12 protein-coding genes are annotated in these 16762 nt (G+C 70.9%); 3 read left to right on the top strand and 9 right to left on the bottom strand.

The genetic code is table 11. From position 1 onward, the window contains the following. Nucleotides 1-53: 53 nt before the first annotated feature. The 6 genes from ACZ7GJ_RS06415 to ACZ7GJ_RS06390 all read right to left on the bottom strand — a co-directional run bounded on the left by ACZ7GJ_RS06415 (nucleotide 54) and on the right by ACZ7GJ_RS06390 (nucleotide 7510). Complete coding sequence (locus ACZ7GJ_RS06415) at nucleotides 54-1856, bottom strand: ABC transporter ATP-binding protein (RefSeq protein WP_470750015.1); 1803 nt, start codon at nucleotides 1854-1856, stop codon at nucleotides 54-56. A 2-nt stretch (nucleotides 1857-1858) separates the two neighbouring features. Next, nucleotides 1859-2917, bottom strand: a complete 1059-nt coding sequence (locus tag ACZ7GJ_RS06410) for an iron-siderophore ABC transporter substrate-binding protein (protein ID WP_470750013.1) — start codon at nucleotides 2915-2917, stop codon at nucleotides 1859-1861. 108 nt (nucleotides 2918-3025) lie between these two features. Then, nucleotides 3026-3868 (bottom strand): ABC transporter ATP-binding protein, encoded by an 843-nt coding sequence (locus ACZ7GJ_RS06405; protein ID WP_470750011.1) that lies wholly within the window; start codon nucleotides 3866-3868, stop codon nucleotides 3026-3028. Nucleotides 3869-3906: 38 nt separating this feature from the next. Then, the gene (locus ACZ7GJ_RS06400) at nucleotides 3907-4968 is read right to left on the bottom strand and encodes a FecCD family ABC transporter permease (RefSeq protein ID WP_470750009.1); all 1062 of its coding nucleotides are present in this window, start codon (nucleotides 4966-4968) and stop codon (nucleotides 3907-3909) included. Then, complete coding sequence (locus ACZ7GJ_RS06395; RefSeq protein WP_470750088.1) at nucleotides 4965-6026, bottom strand: FecCD family ABC transporter permease; 1062 nt, start codon at nucleotides 6024-6026, stop codon at nucleotides 4965-4967. The genes ACZ7GJ_RS06400 and ACZ7GJ_RS06395 overlap by 4 nt, the downstream gene beginning before the upstream one ends. Nucleotides 6027-6151: 125 nt before the next feature. After that, nucleotides 6152-7510 (bottom strand): lysine N(6)-hydroxylase/L-ornithine N(5)-oxygenase family protein, encoded by a 1359-nt coding sequence (locus ACZ7GJ_RS06390; protein ID WP_470750007.1) that lies wholly within the window; start codon nucleotides 7508-7510, stop codon nucleotides 6152-6154. Nucleotides 7511-7735: 225 nt separating this feature from the next. On the opposite strand from ACZ7GJ_RS06390, the gene ACZ7GJ_RS06385 reads away from it, so the two are divergent. Further along, nucleotides 7736-8683, top strand: coding sequence for a methionyl-tRNA formyltransferase (locus ACZ7GJ_RS06385; protein WP_470750005.1), 948 nt, complete (start codon nucleotides 7736-7738; stop codon nucleotides 8681-8683). On the opposite strand, the gene ACZ7GJ_RS06380 is transcribed toward ACZ7GJ_RS06385, so the two are convergent. The 3 genes from ACZ7GJ_RS06380 to ACZ7GJ_RS06370 all read right to left on the bottom strand — a co-directional run bounded on the left by ACZ7GJ_RS06380 (nucleotide 8684) and on the right by ACZ7GJ_RS06370 (nucleotide 12231). Beyond that, entirely contained in the window at nucleotides 8684-9508 is an 825-nt protein-coding gene (locus ACZ7GJ_RS06380; protein ID WP_470750003.1) for a 2OG-Fe(II) oxygenase, read from the bottom strand. A 77-nt stretch (nucleotides 9509-9585) separates the two neighbouring features. Further along, a complete protein-coding gene (recQ, locus tag ACZ7GJ_RS06375) occupies nucleotides 9586-11580 on the bottom strand; it encodes a DNA helicase RecQ (protein ID WP_470750002.1) in 1995 nt (664 codons plus the stop codon). A gap of 240 nt (nucleotides 11581-11820) precedes the next feature. After that, nucleotides 11821-12231: a Fur family transcriptional regulator gene (locus ACZ7GJ_RS06370; RefSeq protein ID WP_470750000.1), complete on the bottom strand. Its 411-nt coding sequence runs from the start codon at nucleotides 12229-12231 to the stop codon at nucleotides 11821-11823. Nucleotides 12232-12421: 190 nt separating this feature from the next. On the opposite strand from ACZ7GJ_RS06370, the gene katG reads away from it, so the two are divergent. Together katG and ACZ7GJ_RS06360 are read left to right on the top strand one after the other, a co-directional pair. Continuing rightward, the gene (gene katG / locus ACZ7GJ_RS06365; protein ID WP_470749998.1) at nucleotides 12422-14656 is read left to right on the top strand and encodes a catalase/peroxidase HPI; all 2235 of its coding nucleotides are present in this window, start codon (nucleotides 12422-12424) and stop codon (nucleotides 14654-14656) included. Nucleotides 14657-14954: 298 nt separating this feature from the next. After that, nucleotides 14955-16643: a carbohydrate binding domain-containing protein gene (locus ACZ7GJ_RS06360; protein WP_470749996.1), complete on the top strand. Its 1689-nt coding sequence runs from the start codon at nucleotides 14955-14957 to the stop codon at nucleotides 16641-16643. The last annotated feature ends 119 nt before the right edge of the window (nucleotides 16644-16762 follow it).

Below are 16762 nucleotides of genomic sequence, written 5' to 3'. Positions count from 1 at the left end.
AGACTCAACGCCCCTTCAGTGTCTGTACGTCGGCCCACCCGGGTCCGGGTCGGCTAGCTTCCCTCGCGCCAGGCCCGCCACAGCCGTGCGTACCGGCCGCCCAGAGCCACCAGTTCCTCGTGCGTGCCGTGCTCCACGACGCGTCCCGCGTCCAGCACGGTGATCCGGTCCGCCGCCATCGCCTGCGTCAGCCGGTGCGCCACGAACAGCGTGGTCCGGCCCGCGCAGGCGGCCGACACGGCCCGTTCCAGTCCGGCCGCGCCCTCGCTGCCCGCCTCGGCCGTCGACTCGTCGAGCACCACCACCGGTGACCGGCCCAGCACCAGTCGGGCCAGGGCGATCTGGGCGACCTTGGTGACATCCAGGCGCTCCCCGCCCTCGCCGACCATGGTCTTCAGCCCCTCGGGCAGCTCGCCCACCCATCCGTCGGCGCCGACCGTGCGCAGGGCTGCCATCAATTCGGCATCGGTCGCCTCCGGCGCGGCCAGCCGCAGGTCGTCGGCGAGGGGGCCGGAGAACACGTGCGTCTCCTGCGTCAGGATGCTCACCAGGGCACGCGCCGCCGCCTCGTCCAGACCGGCGAGGTCGGTCGACCCGATGCGTACCGATCCGGCCTGCGGGGTCCCGATGCCCGCGACGAGCGCGGCCAGGGTGGACTTTCCGGCGCCCGTCGCCCCCACCAGTGCGAGCGAACCGCCGCCGGGGATCGTCAGGCTGACGTCGCGCAGGACCGGCTCCTCGGAGTCGGGGTAGCTGAACGTCAGCCCCTCCACCGTCACCGCGTGGCGGATGCCGTCCGCCGGGGCGTCGCCCGCCGAGGCGGTCGCCAGGACGCCGACCAGCCGCTCCTGCGCCTCCTCCCCCAGCACTCCGACCAGCCGGGTCAGGCTCGCGCCCGACTTCTGGGCCTCGTCGAAGGTGAACATGATGGAGCCCAGCGGTGTGAACAGCCGGTGGAACAGCAGCGGGGCCGCCGACACCTCGCCGAGGCTGGCGGCCCCGGCCTCCAGCAGGGCGTACCCGACCACGAGGATCAGGACCAGTCCGATGAACTCGGCGCGGTTCTCCCTGCCGACGAACCGGCCGAAGAGCCGGAACACCTCGATGCCGAGTTCGCGCACCCGCCAGGACTCCCTGGTGACCTGCTCGCGGACGGCTCCCTCCAGGCGGTACGCCCGGACCGTGTCGATCCCGTTCAGTCCGCTGATCAACGCCTGCGCGCGGTCGGCCTGGACCGCCCGCTGCTTGCGGTAGAGCGGGGCGGACCGCGGGAGGTACCAGCGCAGGGCCAGCGCGTACGCGGGCAGCGCCCCGGCACCCGCCAGGCCGAGCCGCCAGTCCAGGCCGAACATGCCGAGCGTGGCGATGACCACGAGCACTCCGGCCGAGAACACCGTGGGGACGGCCGTGCGGATGCCCCTGGACAGCACGGCCACGTCGTCGCCGACCCGGGACAGCACGTCTCCCCGGCCGACCTGCTCGATCCGTGCGCTGGGCATCCCCAGCACCGCCCGGACGGCCTCTTCCCGCAGTCGCGCGAGCAGGTCCGCGCCCAGTCGCCCGACCAGGTAGGCCGACAGGGCGGTGGCCGCCGCGCCGAGCAGCGCGGCGGCCACCATCAGGGCCCCTGTCGTGACCAGGATCGAGCGCGCTTCGCCCTCGGCCACCCCGTCGACCACGCGGCCGAGCAGCAGCAGCGGGAGTACCTGGAGCGCTGCCCCGGCCACCGTGGTGAACACGGTGGCCGCCGTCAGCCACGGCACCCCGCGGCAGTGCGCCGCGACCCAGCGGGCGGCCTCGCGTCCCGACGTGGTGCGCAGGGTCGACGGAGCGGGGCGCGTGTCAGTGGTGGTCACACTCAGCCGACCGACTTCACGAGTTCGTCGATCGCGTACGGCAGGGACAGCAGCGTGCCCTGGGACATGGCCGCGCCGATCGCCGGGCCCTCGCCGTCCAGCAGGTACGACACCTTGCCGTTCTTGACCGCGGACAGGTTGGCGAACAGCTGGAACTTCTTCAGTGCTTCCTGGTCCGCCTTGTCGTTGATGACGAAGATGCGGTCGACGTCGATCAGGTCCATGCGCTCGGGAGAGAGCACGGTGTAGAACTTGCCGTCCGCGATCTTGTCGATCTCGGTCTGGCCCTTGAATCCGATGCCCGTCACCAGGCGTCCGCGCACGTCGGTCGTGGTGAACGGCGCCGCCGAGTCCTTGTACCAGGACAGCGCGACGGCGGTCTGGCCGGCGAACTCGGGGTGCGCCTTCTTGGCCGCGTCGAGCTTGTCCTGAATGCCCTTCACCAGCTCGGCGCCCTTGGACTCCTGGCCCAGGGCCTTGGCGATGTGTACGGCGTTGTCCTGCCAGGGGGCGCTGAAGGGCTCCTTCTCGGCCTTGGTGCGTCCCACCGTCGGGGCGATCTTGGAGAGCTTCTCGTAGGCGGCCTGGTCGATCTCGGAGTAGACCGCGATGATCAGGTCCGGCCGCAGCGCGGCGATCTTCTCGTAGTTCGGGCCGGTGTCGCCGTTGCTCATGACGACCTCGGGGCGGGCGTCGCCCCACTTGTCCTTCGTCCAGGGCCACTGGGTGTTGACGTCGGGGGTCGTTCCCGGCGGGTTCGGGTACTGGTCGACCATGCCGACGGGCTTGATGCCGAGCGCCAGGGCGGCCTGGTCGTCGGTGTAGCCGACGGAGACGACCCGCTGGGGGGCCTTCGCGATCTTCGTGGCTCCGAACGCGTGGTCCACGGTGACCGGGAACGCACCGCCGGTGGCGGCCGGGGCGTTGTCGCTCTTCTTGTCCGCCCGGTCCGCCGAGTCGGAACCGCACCCGGCCAGGAGGCCGGTGCAGAGGGCCGCGGCGGACAGGATCGCCGCCGGTCGCCGCCAGGAATTCGTACGTGTCGTTCGATGGAGAAGCATCCGCAATCCCTTGCTTTCGTGCCATCCACTACCGCCCCGCCCGAGGGCAGGCAAACCGTATCGCGCCAAGTGAGGCTAGCCTAGCCTTACTTGCTCCGTATCTTTGTCCTACCCGGCCGACCGGACGTGGGTGCGGCCGATCGGCACGATGAGGGGCCGGTCCCCCACCGGATCGTCGATCACCTGGGCGCGCAGCCCGAACGCCTCGTGCAGCAACTCGGCGGTGATCACGTCTCGCGGGTGCCCCTGCGCCAGGATCGCCCCCGCCCTCATCACGATGAGGTTGTCGCTGTAGCGCGCCGCCAGATTGAGGTCGTGCAGGACCATCACCACCGTGCATCCCGACTCGTGCAGGTCGTCCACCAGGTCCAGTACGTCGATCGCGTGCGCAAGGTCCAGGTAGGTGGTCGGCTCGTCCAGCAGCAGCAGGTCGGTGCCCTGGGCGAGCGTCATCGAGATCCATACGCGCTGGCGCTGGCCGCCCGACAGCGCGTCGACCGGGCGGTCGGCCAGGTCGGACACCCCGGTCATGGCCAGCGCCCGCTCCACGACGGCGGCGTCGTCCGAGGACCACTGCCGCAGCCAACTCTGGTGCGGATGGCGGCCCCTTGCGACCAGATCGGCCACCGTGAGCCCATCCGGCGCGACCGGTGCCTGCGGCAGCAGACCCATTCTCTTCGCCACGTCCCTGGTCCTGAGCCCGGCGATGTCCTCGCCGTCCAGTACGACCGTCCCCCTGACCGGCTTCAGCAGCCGCGACAGGGCCCGCAGCAGGGTCGACTTCCCGCACCCGTTGGGGCCGATGATCGTGGTGATCACCCCTGTCGGGACGGCCACATGGAGATCGTCGATGACGATCCGGCCGCCGTACCCGACCGTGACGCCCCTGGCGGCCAGCCGTGGGGCGTCGTCACCTCCGGTCCCGATCCCGGTGATGTGCGTTGCGGCCACAAGTCCCCCTGCTCTAGACGTGCCTGAATACGTGTCCGCTAGCGGAGGTTCGCCCGCACCAGCAGATATGCGAGGAAGGGGCCACCGAACGCGGCCGTCACCACGCCGACCGGGAGGGCGATCGGCAGCGCCGTACGCGCGACCAGGTCCGAGCCGATCAGGAGCAGGGCCCCCACCACGCCCGAGGCCACCATCGGCGGCGTGGGGCACCTGGCCAGGCGCATCGCCACCTGCGGCGCGACCAGCGCGACGAAGGGGACCGGACCCGCCGCACTGACCGCCACGCCGGCCAGCAGGACCGCGCACAGGAGCAGGACCGCCCGGACGGCCGAGTACCGCACGCCCAGGCCCGCGGCGACCTCGTCGCCCAGGTGCAGCGGTTTGAACTGGAACGCGGCACCCGCCACGACGGCCATCAGGGCGAGCGTGCACCAGAGCGCGACGGTGACCTCGTCCCACGACCGGTTGTCCAGCGAGCCGATCAGCCATGCCTGGGCCCGGGCCACGTCCCTGATGTCGGCCTGGACCAGCAGCCAGGTCGTGACGGCCTCCATCACGGCGCTCACCGAGATGCCGATGAGGATGAGCCGGAAGCCGTCGATCCCGCGCCGCCACGCCAGGAAGTACACGAGGAGGCCCGTGCCGAGGCCGCCCGCGAGCGCCGCCCCGGACAGGCCCACGGCATCGACGACCGCCGTGGCGGTCCCGCCCGACACCGTCACCAGGAACACCGCGACCGCGCCGGCGCCCCCGGTGATCCCCAGGATGTCCGGGCTGGCCAGCGGGTTGCGCGCGACGGACTGGGTGATCGCGCCGGACACCCCCAGCGCGACGCCCACGACGCACCCGGCCAGGGCCCGCGGCATCCGCAGATCCATGATCACGAACTCGTCGACCGGCTCGCCCCGCCCCAGGATCGTGGCGACCACCTGGGGCAGGCCGATGGGGAAGTCCCCGACTCCGATGGACAGGCAGAACACGAGGAAGGTCGCCGCCGCCAGCAGCAGCGTGACGCACACGATCCACGGCCGCCATACGAACGACACCCCGCCGAGCCGGACGCCCGGCGCCACCACCGGCTTCACATCAGCCCCGTTCATGCGCTCTTGAACTTTCCGCGCCACACCAGCACCGCGAAGAACGGCGCGCCCAGGAGGGCCACGACGACACCCGCGTCCAACTCGCCCGGCCGCACCAGCAGGCGCCCCGCGATGTCGCAGACCAGCAGGACGACGGCGCCGAGCAGACCCGCGTACGGCACCAGCCAGCGGTAGTCCGGCCCGGTCAGGTACCGGGCCACGTGGGCCACCATGAGGCCGAGGAAGGCGATGGGTCCGCACGCCGCCGTCGCCGCTCCCGCCAGCAGGGTGATGGCGACGATGCCTACGGCCCGGGTCCGCGCGATGTTCACGCCGAGCCCCCGCGCCACGTCGTCGCCCAGGTTGAGCAGGTTGACGGCGGGCAGAGTGGTCAGCGCCAGCACCAGCCCGACCGCGATGAACACGGCCACCGGCCGGATGACGTCGAATCCCACACCGGCCACGGAGCCCGCGTTCCAGAAGCGCAGCGCGTTCAGCGACGCCTGGTCCGAGAGCGCGACCGCCGTGGTCATCGCCGCGAGGAACACCGTGACCCCCTGCCCGGCCAGTGCGAGCGTCAGCGGGTTGCCGGCCCCGCGGCCGATGCTCGCCAGCCCGAACACGACGACGCCCGCCACGGCCGCGCCCAGGAAGGCGAACCAGACGTACTGGAACGGGTCGGCGAACCCGAACAGGGCGATCACCGTCACCACGGCGAACGAGGCGCCCGAGTTCACCCCGAGCAGGCCCGCGTCGGCGATCGGGTTGCGCGTGTACCCCTGGATCAGCGCCCCGCCGACCCCCAGGGCCACGCCCGCCACGACCGCGAGCACCGTCCGGGGCACCCGTACGGTCCGCACGATGAGCCTGATCTCGGTGAGCCGCCGGTCGGGGTCCGGCGACGCCGACAGCCCGTGCCACACCTCGGCCGGGCTGAGGGCGCGCGCACCGACGGCCAACGACACCACCACCGCGGCCAGGAGGACCAGTACCAGTGCCGCCAGACCCACGATCCGTCGCCGACGGACCCGCGCCCCGGGCGGCGGCGCGGGGCGGCGCTCCACTGCAATCGTGCCCATGTCGCTGTACTTCATCCCTTCGCTCCACCGGCGGGAACCCCGCCTGCGGACCGGCTAGGGGGTGTCTGATGGATGTCCGTGGGGAAGGAGCGGCGGAGATCCGTCAGACATCCCCTAGGGCCGCGTCACTGACGAGCGGTGCTGCCCGTCCCGTCGGCGATCGTCCGGACCTCGTCGGGGTCGGACTTCAGGCCCCGGTCGAGGAGCGAGTCCAGGATCTCGCCGACCCTGATGGCGGTGTTGGACAGCAGGGACGAAGTGATGCCGTGCGTGTGCTCCGTACCGCCCTGCACGTAGATGCCGCAGCGCAGTTCGGGGTCGGTCGCGATGCGGTAGTCGCGCTCGACCCGGACGCGGTCCTCCTCGTCGCGCAGGCAGAGGTCGGCGACCTCGCCGAGGAGGCCGAGCGGTTCGGCGGGGCGGTAGCCGGTGGCGAAGACCACGACGTCCGCGTCGAGGGGGGTCTCCTCCCCGGTGACGAGGGACCGTACGGTGGCGTGGACCTTGCCCGAGGTCTCGCTGACGGCGGTCAGCCGGGAGACGTTGAGGAAGCGCAGGCGCTCGGTGCCGAGGACCTTCTCCCGGTACATCTCCCGGTAGAGGTCGTCGATCAGATCGACGTCCACCACGGAGTAGTTGGTGTTGCCGTGGTAGTCCATCAGCCTGCGCTTGACCTGCTCCGGGGCGAGGTAGAACTCGCCCACCGCGTCCGGGTCGAAGATCCGGTTGGCGAAGCTGCTGTCGTCGGCGGGGCTGTACCCGTAGCGCGAGAAGACCGCGCAGACCTCGGCCCCGGGGAAGCGGCGGTGCAGGTAGGCGACGTTCTCGGCGGCGCTCTGCCCGGCACCGACGACGATGAACCGGGAGGGGTCCGCGCCCTCCAGCGCGTCGACCTTCGCCAGCAGGTCGGAGTTGTGCCAGACGCGGTCGGTGCGTTCCATGCCGTCCGGCATCAGGGGCCGCAGGCCGGTGCCGATGACCAGGTTGCGGGCGCGGTGGAGCGCGAGCCCCTCCCCCGACCGGACCGTCACGTCCAGGTGCTCCACGACTCCGTCGCGGACGACGGGCGTGACGCCCACGACCTCGTGGCCGTAGGAGACCCTGTCGTCGACCTTGTCCGCGGCCCACTCGAAGTAGTCGTGGAACTCCACCCGCAGCGGGAAGAGGTTCTTGTGGTTGATGAAGTCGATCAGCCGCCCCTTGCTCTTCAGGTAGCACAGGAAGCTGAACTCGCTGGCCGGGTTCCGGAGCGTCACGAGGTCCTTGAGGAAGCACACCTGCATGGTCGCGTCGTCGATGAGCATGCCTCGGTGCCAGCCGAAGCGCGGCTGCTGCTCGAAGAAGTGGGCGGTGATCGCTTCCGGCCGGCCGACGCGCGCGTTGTGCTCGCTGACCGCGATCGCCATCGCCACGTTGGACGGCCCGAAGCCGATCCCAATGAGGTCGTGAATCAACGGGGCGTCGCCAGGACGAGCCTGTGCCATGTCACTCCCATCGTGCGGGGGGCAGCCACCGCACCGGGGAGGCAGGCAGCCGTCGGTCGAACTTAGGCAAGGCTAAGCTTGGTTCAGCGGAACTGTCGATAGACAAACCGGACAGCCGGAATGGGGCGTGATCATCAACTCCCTTACGGATAGGCGCCGTTGCAGAGTTAGGTAAGGCTTGCTTTACTCGACTTTGGCCAACCCCCCTGCTCCAAGGAGGAACCCATGCGGGTCGTCATGTTCGGCTACCAGACCTGGGGGCACCGCACCCTGCAAGCCCTCCTGGACTCCGAGCACGACGTGGTGCTGGTCGTGACGCACCCCAAGAGCGAGCACGCCTACGAGAAGATCTGGAGCGACTCCGTCGCCGACCTCGCCGAAGAGCAGGGCGTCCCGGTACTGATCCGCAACCGGCCCGACGACGACGAGCTGTTCGAGCGCCTCAAGGAGGCCGACCCGGACATCATCGTGGCCAACAACTGGCGCACCTGGCTCCCCCCGCGCGTCTTCGGGCTCCCGCGCCACGGCACCCTGAACGTGCACGACGCACTGCTGCCGAAGTACGCCGGCTTCTCCCCGCTGATCTGGGCGCTGATCAACGGGGAGACCGAAGTGGGCGTCACCGCGCACATGATGAACGACGAACTCGACGCGGGCGACATCGTGCGGCAGGAGGCCGTACCGGTGGGGCCGAAGGACACCGCCACCGACCTCTTCCACCGGACCGTCGACCTCATCGCCCCGGTCACCGTCGGCGCCCTCGACCTCATCGCCTCCGGACGGGCGGAGTTCACCAAGCAGGACCGGTCGCAGGCGAGCTTCTTCCACAAGCGGTCCGTCGAGGACAGCCGCATCGACTGGACCTGGCCCGCCGAGGACCTCGACCGCCTGGTCCGCGCCCAGTCCGAGCCGTACCCCAGCGCCTTCACCTTCCACAAGGGCAGGCGGCTCGAAGTGCTGGCCGCGTGCGTGTCCCAGGGCCGCTACGGCGGCACGCCCGGGCGCGTCTTCTACCGCGAGGGCGACGGCGTGGTGATCGTCGCGGGCGCCGACGCCCGCACCGGCCGCAACCACGGGCTGGCCATCACCCGGGTACGGACCGAGGACGGGCGGGAGCTGCCCGCGACGGAGTACTTCACCTCCATGGGCGGCTATCTGACCGGCCGGCCCTGACTACGGGCGGCTGCGCGGCGCCGGAAGGTCGACGGGACTGGCGCCGTCGTGGTCGCTCGTGATGTCCGCGAGCGGACGGGTGTGTTCGGCCGCGCGGGCCATCCACTCCCAGATCCCGGACGGGGCGCCGGCCGTCGGCGAGGCGGACCCGGAGCCGCTGATCCACGTCGTGAGCGTGAACCGGTGGTCGGCGAACTGCCCGCTGGGGCAGGTGGACGGTACGACCTCGTGGAAGGCGCCGGCCGGGAAGAACACGATGGTGTCGTGCTCGGGTTCGATGGTGCGGTAGGACTCCGCAGGCCGGGCGGCGCCTTCGTGGAGCAGGGTGTCGTACAGCCGGAGCTGGCCGCCGGCGAAGCCGCGGGGCTTGCGGTGCAGGTAGTACACCGCGGACAGGGCCGTGCCGACGTCGCGGACCCGTGAGGCGTCGGTGTGGATGCCGTAGTGCCCTCCTTCGCCGTGCGCCGTCAGGACCGACAGGGTCTGCGTGAGCGCGGCCCCGTGCCCGAGGACCTCCTGGACGAGCGGCAGGCAGTCCGCGAGGTGCCCGCTGAACACGGAGCTGGTCACGGGCAGGACCAGCGAGCTGCGGCCCTTGCGGGAGACCTGGCCCGACAGGGGGTCCAGGACCGTCCCCCGGTTGAAGTCGCCCTGCCGGGAGATCGCGTACGCCAGCAGGGCGCCGGCACGTTCCGCGCCGAGGAAGTTCTCCAAACGGCAGACCGGTGCGGGCACCACGGGGGTCGTGGACCACCGGTCGGTGGGGGGCAGGACCTGGGCGCCGATTTCCGTCGGCATGGCCGGTTCCATCGCGTATCCGCTCATGGCCCGGAACCGTACGCGCGGCGGCCGGAGCCGTCGAAGGAGCACATGGGGCGCACAGGAGTACGCCCCAGGTCCGGCTACTCCCAGTCGTCCCAGGGCGGGTCCATCTCCTCGTCCAGGTCGAAGGGCGGCTCTTCGGGGTCCGGCCCCGCGGGCCGCGCCGTCGACGCGGGCGCCGCCGGATCCGCTGCGGCGGGGGCCTGCGGGGCGGGGCCGGCGGCGTTGCACTCCGCCAGGGTGTCGAGGACGCCCTCGGCGTACTTGGTGAGCTTGGCCTCGCCGACCCCGCCGATGGTGGCCAGCTCCTCGACCGTGGCGGGGAGCCGGGTCGCGATCTCCCGCAGCGTCGCGTCGTGGAAGACGACGTACGCCGGTACGCCCTGCTCCTTCGCCGTCGCGGCCCGCCAGGCTCGCAGGGCCAGGAAGACCGGCTCGGCCCCGGCCGGCAGGTCGACCGGTACGCGGGCGCCCTTGCCCGAGCGCGACCCGGACTCCTTGCGGGACGGGCCGGCGACCGCCTTCTCCTTGCGCATGGGGACGCTGCGGCGCCCTCCGAGGACCTCGCCGCTCTCCTCCGTCAGTACGAGCGTCCCGTACTCGCCCTCCACCGCCAGGAGCCGCAGCGCCAGCAGCTGGCGCACGACCCCGCGCCACTCCGCGGTGCTCAGGTCCGCGCCGACGCCGAACACCGAGAGCCCGTCGTGGTCGAACTGGATGACCTTGGCCGTCTTCTTGCCCTGGAGGATGTCGATGATCTGGCCGGCGCCGAACTTCTGGCGCCGTTCCTTCGCGAGCCGCCATACCGTGGACAGCAGCTTCTGCGCGGCGACCGTCCCGTCCCAGGACTCGGCCGGCGTCAGGCAGGTGTCGCAGTTGCCGCAGGGGCCGCCGGTCTGCCCGAAGTACTCCAGCAGCCGCACCCGGCGGCAGTCGACCGTCTCGCACAGCGCGAGCATGGCGTCCAGGTGCATGCCGAGCGACCGGCGGTGCGTGTCGTCGCCCTCGGAGCCGTCGATGAGCTTGCGCTGCTGGACCACGTCCTGCAGGCCGTAGGCCAGCCACGCCGTGGCCGGCTCGCCGTCGCGGCCGGCGCGGCCCGTCTCCTGGTAGTAGCCCTCGACCGACTTCGGCAGGTCGAGGTGGGCCACGAAGCGCACGTCCGGCTTGTCGATGCCCATGCCGAAGGCGATCGTGGCCACCACCACGACCCCTTCCTCCCGCAGGAAGCGCGCCTGGTTCTCGGCCCGCGTACGGGAGTCCATGCCGGCGTGGTACGCCACCGCGTCGATGCCCTGCTCCACGAGGAAGGCGGCGGTCTTCTCCACCGAGGCCCGCGAGAGGCAGTAGACGACTCCCGCGTCCCCGTCGTGCTCGGTCCGGATCAGCTCCAGCAGCTGCTTGAGCGGGTTGTTCTTCGGGGCGATGCGGTACTGGATGTTCGGCCGGTCGAAACTGGCGACGAAGTGCCGGGCGTCCTCCAGGCCGAGCCGTCTGACGATCTCGGCGTGGGTGGCCTCGGTGGCCGTGGCGGTCAGCGCGATCCGCGGCACCTTCGGCCAGCGCTCGTGCAGCATGGACAGCGCGAGGTAGTCCGGCCGGAAGTCGTGGCCCCACTGGGCCACGCAGTGCGCCTCGTCGATCGCGAAGAGCGAGACCTTGCCCCGGTCGAGCAGCCGCTGCGCGCTCTCGGTGCGCAGCCGCTCGGGAGCCAGGTAGAGCAGGTCCAGCTCGTCCGCGAGGAAGGCCTGCTCGACGGCCTGCCGCTCGTAGGGGTCCTGCGTGGAGTTGAGGAATCCGGCCCGCACGCCGAGGGCGGTGAGCGCGTTCACCTGGTCCTGCATCAGCGCGATGAGCGGCGAGATCACGACGCCCGTGCCTTCTCTGACCAGCGCCGGGATCTGGTAGCAGAGCGACTTGCCGCCGCCGGTCGGCATCAGTACGAGCGCGTCGCCGCCGCCGACGACCTGCTCGATGATCTCCTGCTGCTCACCGCGGAAGGAGCTGTAGCCGAAGACGCGGTGCAGCACCGTCAGAGCATCGGAGATCTCGGGGGAAGCGTCCGGAAGAGCCATTCCCGAAGCCTAACGGCACCCGCCGACACCCCGGCTCCATCCGCCGGAACCTGTGGACAACCTCCCCGGGGGCCGGCGGATGCCGGCGGTGATCGCTCAGGAAGAAGAGATAGGGGCACAAAAGAAGGCGTCTGACCCCGGCTTTTGTCCGCCGGGCGCCTTCCGCCGGCACCTTCCGCCGAGTGCCGCACGAAATTGGCCACCTGGCCGGAACTCGTATGGAGAGCTGCCCGGGATTGCTTATCCGCAGTCCGGGCACAGCCCGCGGTAAGTGACCTCGGCCTCGGACACGGTGAAGCCGAACCGCTCCCCCTCCGGGAGGTCGGCCAGCGGGTTCCCGGTCGGGTGGACGTCGCGGATGAGTCCGCAGTTCGAGCAGACGAGGTGCGCATGGGGATGGTGCGCGTTGGGGTCGTAGCGCTTGGCGCGGCCGTCCGTGGAGACCTCCACGACCTCGCCGAGGGAGACCAGCTCGCCCAGGGCGTTGTAGACGGTCGCCCGGGAGATCTCCGGCAGCCTCTGGGCCGCGCGGGCGTGCACCTCGTCCGCCGTGAGGTGCACGTGGTCGCCGTCGAGAACCTCCGCGACGACCCGCCGCTGGGATGTCATCCGCCAGCCGCGCCCTCGCAGCCGCTGCAGCAGGTCACTCATATCGGCTCACCTATTCAGGTCAGGCGGGATACCCCGAAGTTTACCGGTGGACGTCCGGGATCCGATTGAATATGGGCTTGGTGTTCTTCTTGACTTGGATTCTGTCCATCGTAGGATCGGTTTCGTTGATAGCCAAGGGACCGTATGCAATTCCTGAGCACCGTGATCCAGCTGGTCCGGAAGGATTCCCATGTCTGAGAACCATGATGCAATCGTCGTAGACGCGAAGGCGGAGGGCGCGGGCGGCGGCTGCCCCGTCGCGCACGAGCGCGCCCCGCACCCCACCCAAGGCGGCGGAAACCGCCAGTGGTGGCCGGATCGGCTCAACCTGAAGATCCTCGCCAAGAACCCGGCCGTGGCCAACCCGCTCGGCGAGGAGTTCGACTACGCCGCGGCGTTCAAGACCCTCGACCTCCCGGCCGTGAAACAGGACATAGCCGAGGTCCTGACGACCTCGCAGGACTGGTGGCCCGCCGACTTCGGGCACTACGGCCCCCTCATGATCCGCATGGCGTGGCACAGCGCGGGCACCTACCGCATCAGCGACGGCCGCGGCGGCGCCGGGGCCGGCCAGCAGCGCTTCGCCCCGCTCAACAGCTGGCCGGACAACGGCAACCTCGACAAGGCCCGCCGCCTGCTGTGGCCCGTGAAGAAGAAGTACGGCCAGAGCATCTCGTGGGCCGACCTCATGATCCTCGCCGGCAATGTCGCCCTGGAGTCGATGGGCCTGCGCACCTTCGGCTTCGGCGGCGGTCGCGCGGACGTCTGGGAGCCCGACGAGGACGTCTACTGGGGTCCCGAGACCACCTGGCTCGACGACGAGCGCTACACCGGGGACCGGGAGCTGGAGAACCCCCTCGGCGCGGTGCAGATGGGCCTGATCTACGTCAACCCGGAGGGCCCCAACGGCACCCCGGACCCGATCGCCGCGGCGCGCGACATCCGCGAGACGTTCCGCCGGATGGCGATGAACGACGAGGAGACGGTCGCCCTGATAGCCGGCGGCCACACCTTCGGCAAGACCCACGGCGCGGGCCCGGCGGACAGCGTGGGCGCCGACCCCGAGGCCGCCCCGCTGGAGGCGCAGGGCCTGGGCTGGAGCAACTCCTTCGGTACCGGCAAGGGCGGCGACGCCATCACCAGCGGCCTTGAGGGCATCTGGACGAACACCCCGATCACCTGGGACAACAGCTTCTTCGACATCCTCTTCGGATACGAGTGGGAGCTGTTCAAGAGCCCCGCCGGGGCGCACCAGTGGCGGCCGAAGGACGGCGCCGGTGCGGGTACCGTGCCGGACGCCCACGACCCGTCCAAGAGCCACGCCCCGACCATGCTGACGACCGACCTCTCGCTGCGCATCGACCCGGCGTACGAGCAGATCTCCCGGCGCTTCCACGAGAACCCGGCCGAGTTCGCCGACGCCTTCGCCCGCGCCTGGTACAAGCTGACCCACCGCGACATGGGCCCGGCCGTGCGCTACCTCGGCCCGGAGGTCCCGGCCGAGACGCTGCTGTGGCAGGACCCGCTGCCCGCGGTGACGCACGAGCTCGTCGACGCCGCCGACATCGCCTCCCTCAAGGAGCGGGTCCTCGCCTCGGACCTGTCGGTGTCCCAGCTCGTGTCCGCCGCGTGGGCGGCCGCGTCCTCCTTCCGCGGCAGCGACAAGCGCGGCGGTGCCAACGGTGCGCGCATCCGCCTCCAGCCGCAGAGCGGCTGGGAGGTCAACGAGCCCGACCAGCTGGCGACGGTGCTGCGTACCCTGACGGGCATTCAGGAGGCCTTCAACTCGGCCCAGTCCGGCGGCAAGCGCGTCTCGCTCGCCGACCTGATCGTGCTCGGCGGCGCCGCCGCCGTCGAGCAGGCGGCCAAGGACGCCGGCTCCGACGTCCAGGTGCCCTTCACCCCGGGCCGGGTGGACGCGTCGCAGGAGCAGACCGACGTGGAGTCGTTCGCGGCGCTGGAGCCGACCGCCGACGGGTTCCGCAACTACCTCGGCAAGGGCAACCGGCTCCCGGCGGAGTACCTGCTGATCGACCGGGCGAACCTGCTGAACCTGAGCGCCCCCGAGATGACGGTCCTCGTCGGCGGCCTGCGCGTCCTGGGTGCGAACCACCAGCAGTCGGCGCTCGGAGCCCTCACCACGACCCCCGGGTCGCTGACCAACGACTTCTTCGTGAACCTGCTCGACCTGGGCACGACGTGGAAGGCGACCTCCGAGGACGCGAACACCTTCGAGGGCCGTGACTCCGCGACGGGCCAGGTCAAGTGGACCGGTAGCCGCGCCGACCTGGTCTTCGGGTCGAACTCGGAGCTGCGCGCGCTCGCCGAGGTCTACGCGAGCGACGACGCGAAGCAGAAGTTCGTCAAGGACTTCGTCGCCGCGTGGGACAAGGTCATGAACCTCGACCGGTTCGACCTCGTCTGACTCGTCCGACTCCTCTGACCCATCCGATCGCAGCGTCCAGGCCGGGCCGGCCCACACCGGCCCGGCCTGGACGTTTTTCCGTCGGTGCGCGCCCGCCAGTCGCCAGATTGGTCCAGACCTATTGACGGCTACCCATCCGGAGGAATAGGTTCCCAGCCACGGGGGCGGTCAAGGCGTCAACTCCCCCACCAGGCCCAGGCATTGGGCCGACAGCGGGGCTCCCCCATCTCCCCCGCGCCTTCCCAGCGGCTGCAAGGCACGTTTCGTGCTGCTCCCCTTCCCCCCACGGAGGCACTTCTTGCGTACCCGTACCCGTACCCGTACTCGCACTCGTACCCGGTTGGCCTGCGGCCTCGGCGCCACCCTGCTCGGCGCGGCCGCGGTGCTGAGCGCACCCGGCTCCGCGTTCGGCGCAAACCTCCTCGCGAACGGCGACTTCGAGGCCGGCACCACGGCCGGCTGGTCCTGCAGCGGGGGCCTGGGCTCCGTCGTGGGCTCCCCCGTGCACGGCGGCAGCAAGGCCCTGGCCGGGGCGGCGGGTTCGGCCGACAACGCCAAGTGCACCCAGACCGTCGCCGTCCGGCCCAGCACCACGTACACGCTGTCCGCCTGGGTCCGCGGCAGCTACGTGTACCTCGGCGTCACCGGCGGCGCGTCCACCTGGACCCCCTCCGCCACCGCATACACCAAACTCACCGTCTCCTTCACCACCGGCGCCTCCCAGACCAGTGCCGAGATCTACCTCAACGGCTGGTACGGGCAAGGGACTTACTACGCCGACGACGTGACCCTGGAGGGCCCCGGCGGCAGCACCGACACGGTCGCGCCGACCACCCCGGGCAGCCTCTCCTCCACCGGCAGGACCTCCTCCAGCGTCTCGCTCGCCTGGACGGCCTCCACCGACAACGTGGGCGTCACCGGCTACGACATCTACCAGGGCGCCGCCAAGGTGGCCACGTCCACCACCACCAGCGCCACGGTCGCCGGCCTGAGCCCCAACACCGCGTACACGTTCACCGTCCGGGCACGCGACCTGGCGGGCAACACCTCGCCGGCCTCCAACGCCGCCACCATCACCACCGACAACGGGCCCACGCCCACCGGCTTCAAGCAGGCCGCGCCCTACCTCTACCTCGGCTGGGGCAACCCGCCGAGCGCGACCACGGTCATGAACGCCACCGGCGCGAAGTGGTTCACCATGGCCTTCATCCTCTCCTCCGGTGGGTGCAACCCGGCCTGGGACGGCCAGCGGGCGCTGACCGGCGGTGTGGACCAGAGCACCATCAACTCGATCCGGGCCGCGGGCGGCGACATCGTTCCGTCCATCGGCGGCTGGCAGGGCAACAAGCTCGGCCCCAACTGCGGCTCCGCGCAGGCCCTGGCGGCCGCCTACCAGCAGGTGATCGACGCCTACGGGCTCAAGGCCATCGACGTAGACATCGAGAACACCGACGAGTTCGAGAACGCCGTGGTCCAGGACCGGATCCTCGGCGCGCTCAAGATCGTCAAGCAGAACAACCCCGGCCTGAAGACCATCCTCACCTTCGGCACCAGCACCACGGGCCCGACCTCGTGGGGCAACCGCCTGATCGACCAGGCCAAGGCGCTGGGCGCCGACATCGACGTCTTCACCATCATGCCGTTCGACTTCGGCAACGCCTCCACCGACATGTACGCCAGCACCGTCAGCGCGACCGAAGGCCTCAAGGCCAAGCTCAAGTCCGCCTTCGGCTGGGACGACGCCACCGCCTACTCCCACATCGGCATCTCGGGCATGAACGGCATCAGCGACACCCAGGAGACCACCACCATCCAGAACTGGACCGACATCCGCGACTGGGCCAACTCCCACCACATCGCCCGCCTCGCCTTCTGGTCCGTCAACCGCGACCGCGGCTGCCCCGGCGGCGGACTCCAGGAGACCTGTTCCGGCATCGCCCAGAACGACTGGCAGTTCACCTCCATCACGGCGGGCTTCACCGGCTGACCCGGACCGCGCGGAGCTGCGGCCCGCCCACCCCCACCTGACCAGGCGCCCGGCCGGGGGGGCCCGGGGGGGGGGGGGCGGAATGGGGGCTCCCTTTGTTCGACATCGTTGCGGGGCAG

The organism is Streptomyces sp. NPDC037242 (assembly GCF_055604165.1).
Note: the sequence above shows the minus strand (reverse complement) of the source record. Positions and strands in the feature narration are given on the sequence as shown.

Bases quoted from the DNA above. Each gene is read 5' to 3' on its own strand.
- katG (WP_470749998.1), top strand. From the start codon at position 12,422: ATGTCTGAGAACCATGATGCAATCGTCGTAGACGCGAAGGCGGAGGGC.
- recQ (WP_470750002.1), bottom strand. From the start codon at position 11,580: ATGGCTCTTCCGGACGCTTCCCCCGAGATCTCCGATGCTCTGACGGTG.
- ACZ7GJ_RS06410 (WP_470750013.1), bottom strand. From the start codon at position 2,917: ATGCTTCTCCATCGAACGACACGTACGAATTCCTGGCGGCGACCGGCG.
- ACZ7GJ_RS06400 (WP_470750009.1), bottom strand. From the start codon at position 4,968: ATGAACGGGGCTGATGTGAAGCCGGTGGTGGCGCCGGGCGTCCGGCTC.
- ACZ7GJ_RS06380 (WP_470750003.1), bottom strand. From the start codon at position 9,508: ATGAGCGGATACGCGATGGAACCGGCCATGCCGACGGAAATCGGCGCC.
- ACZ7GJ_RS06370 (WP_470750000.1), bottom strand. From the start codon at position 12,231: ATGAGTGACCTGCTGCAGCGGCTGCGAGGGCGCGGCTGGCGGATGACA.
- ACZ7GJ_RS06385 (WP_470750005.1), top strand. From the start codon at position 7,736: ATGCGGGTCGTCATGTTCGGCTACCAGACCTGGGGGCACCGCACCCTG.
- ACZ7GJ_RS06395 (WP_470750088.1), bottom strand. From the start codon at position 6,026: ATGGGCACGATTGCAGTGGAGCGCCGCCCCGCGCCGCCGCCCGGGGCG.
- ACZ7GJ_RS06390 (WP_470750007.1), bottom strand. From the start codon at position 7,510: ATGGCACAGGCTCGTCCTGGCGACGCCCCGTTGATTCACGACCTCATT.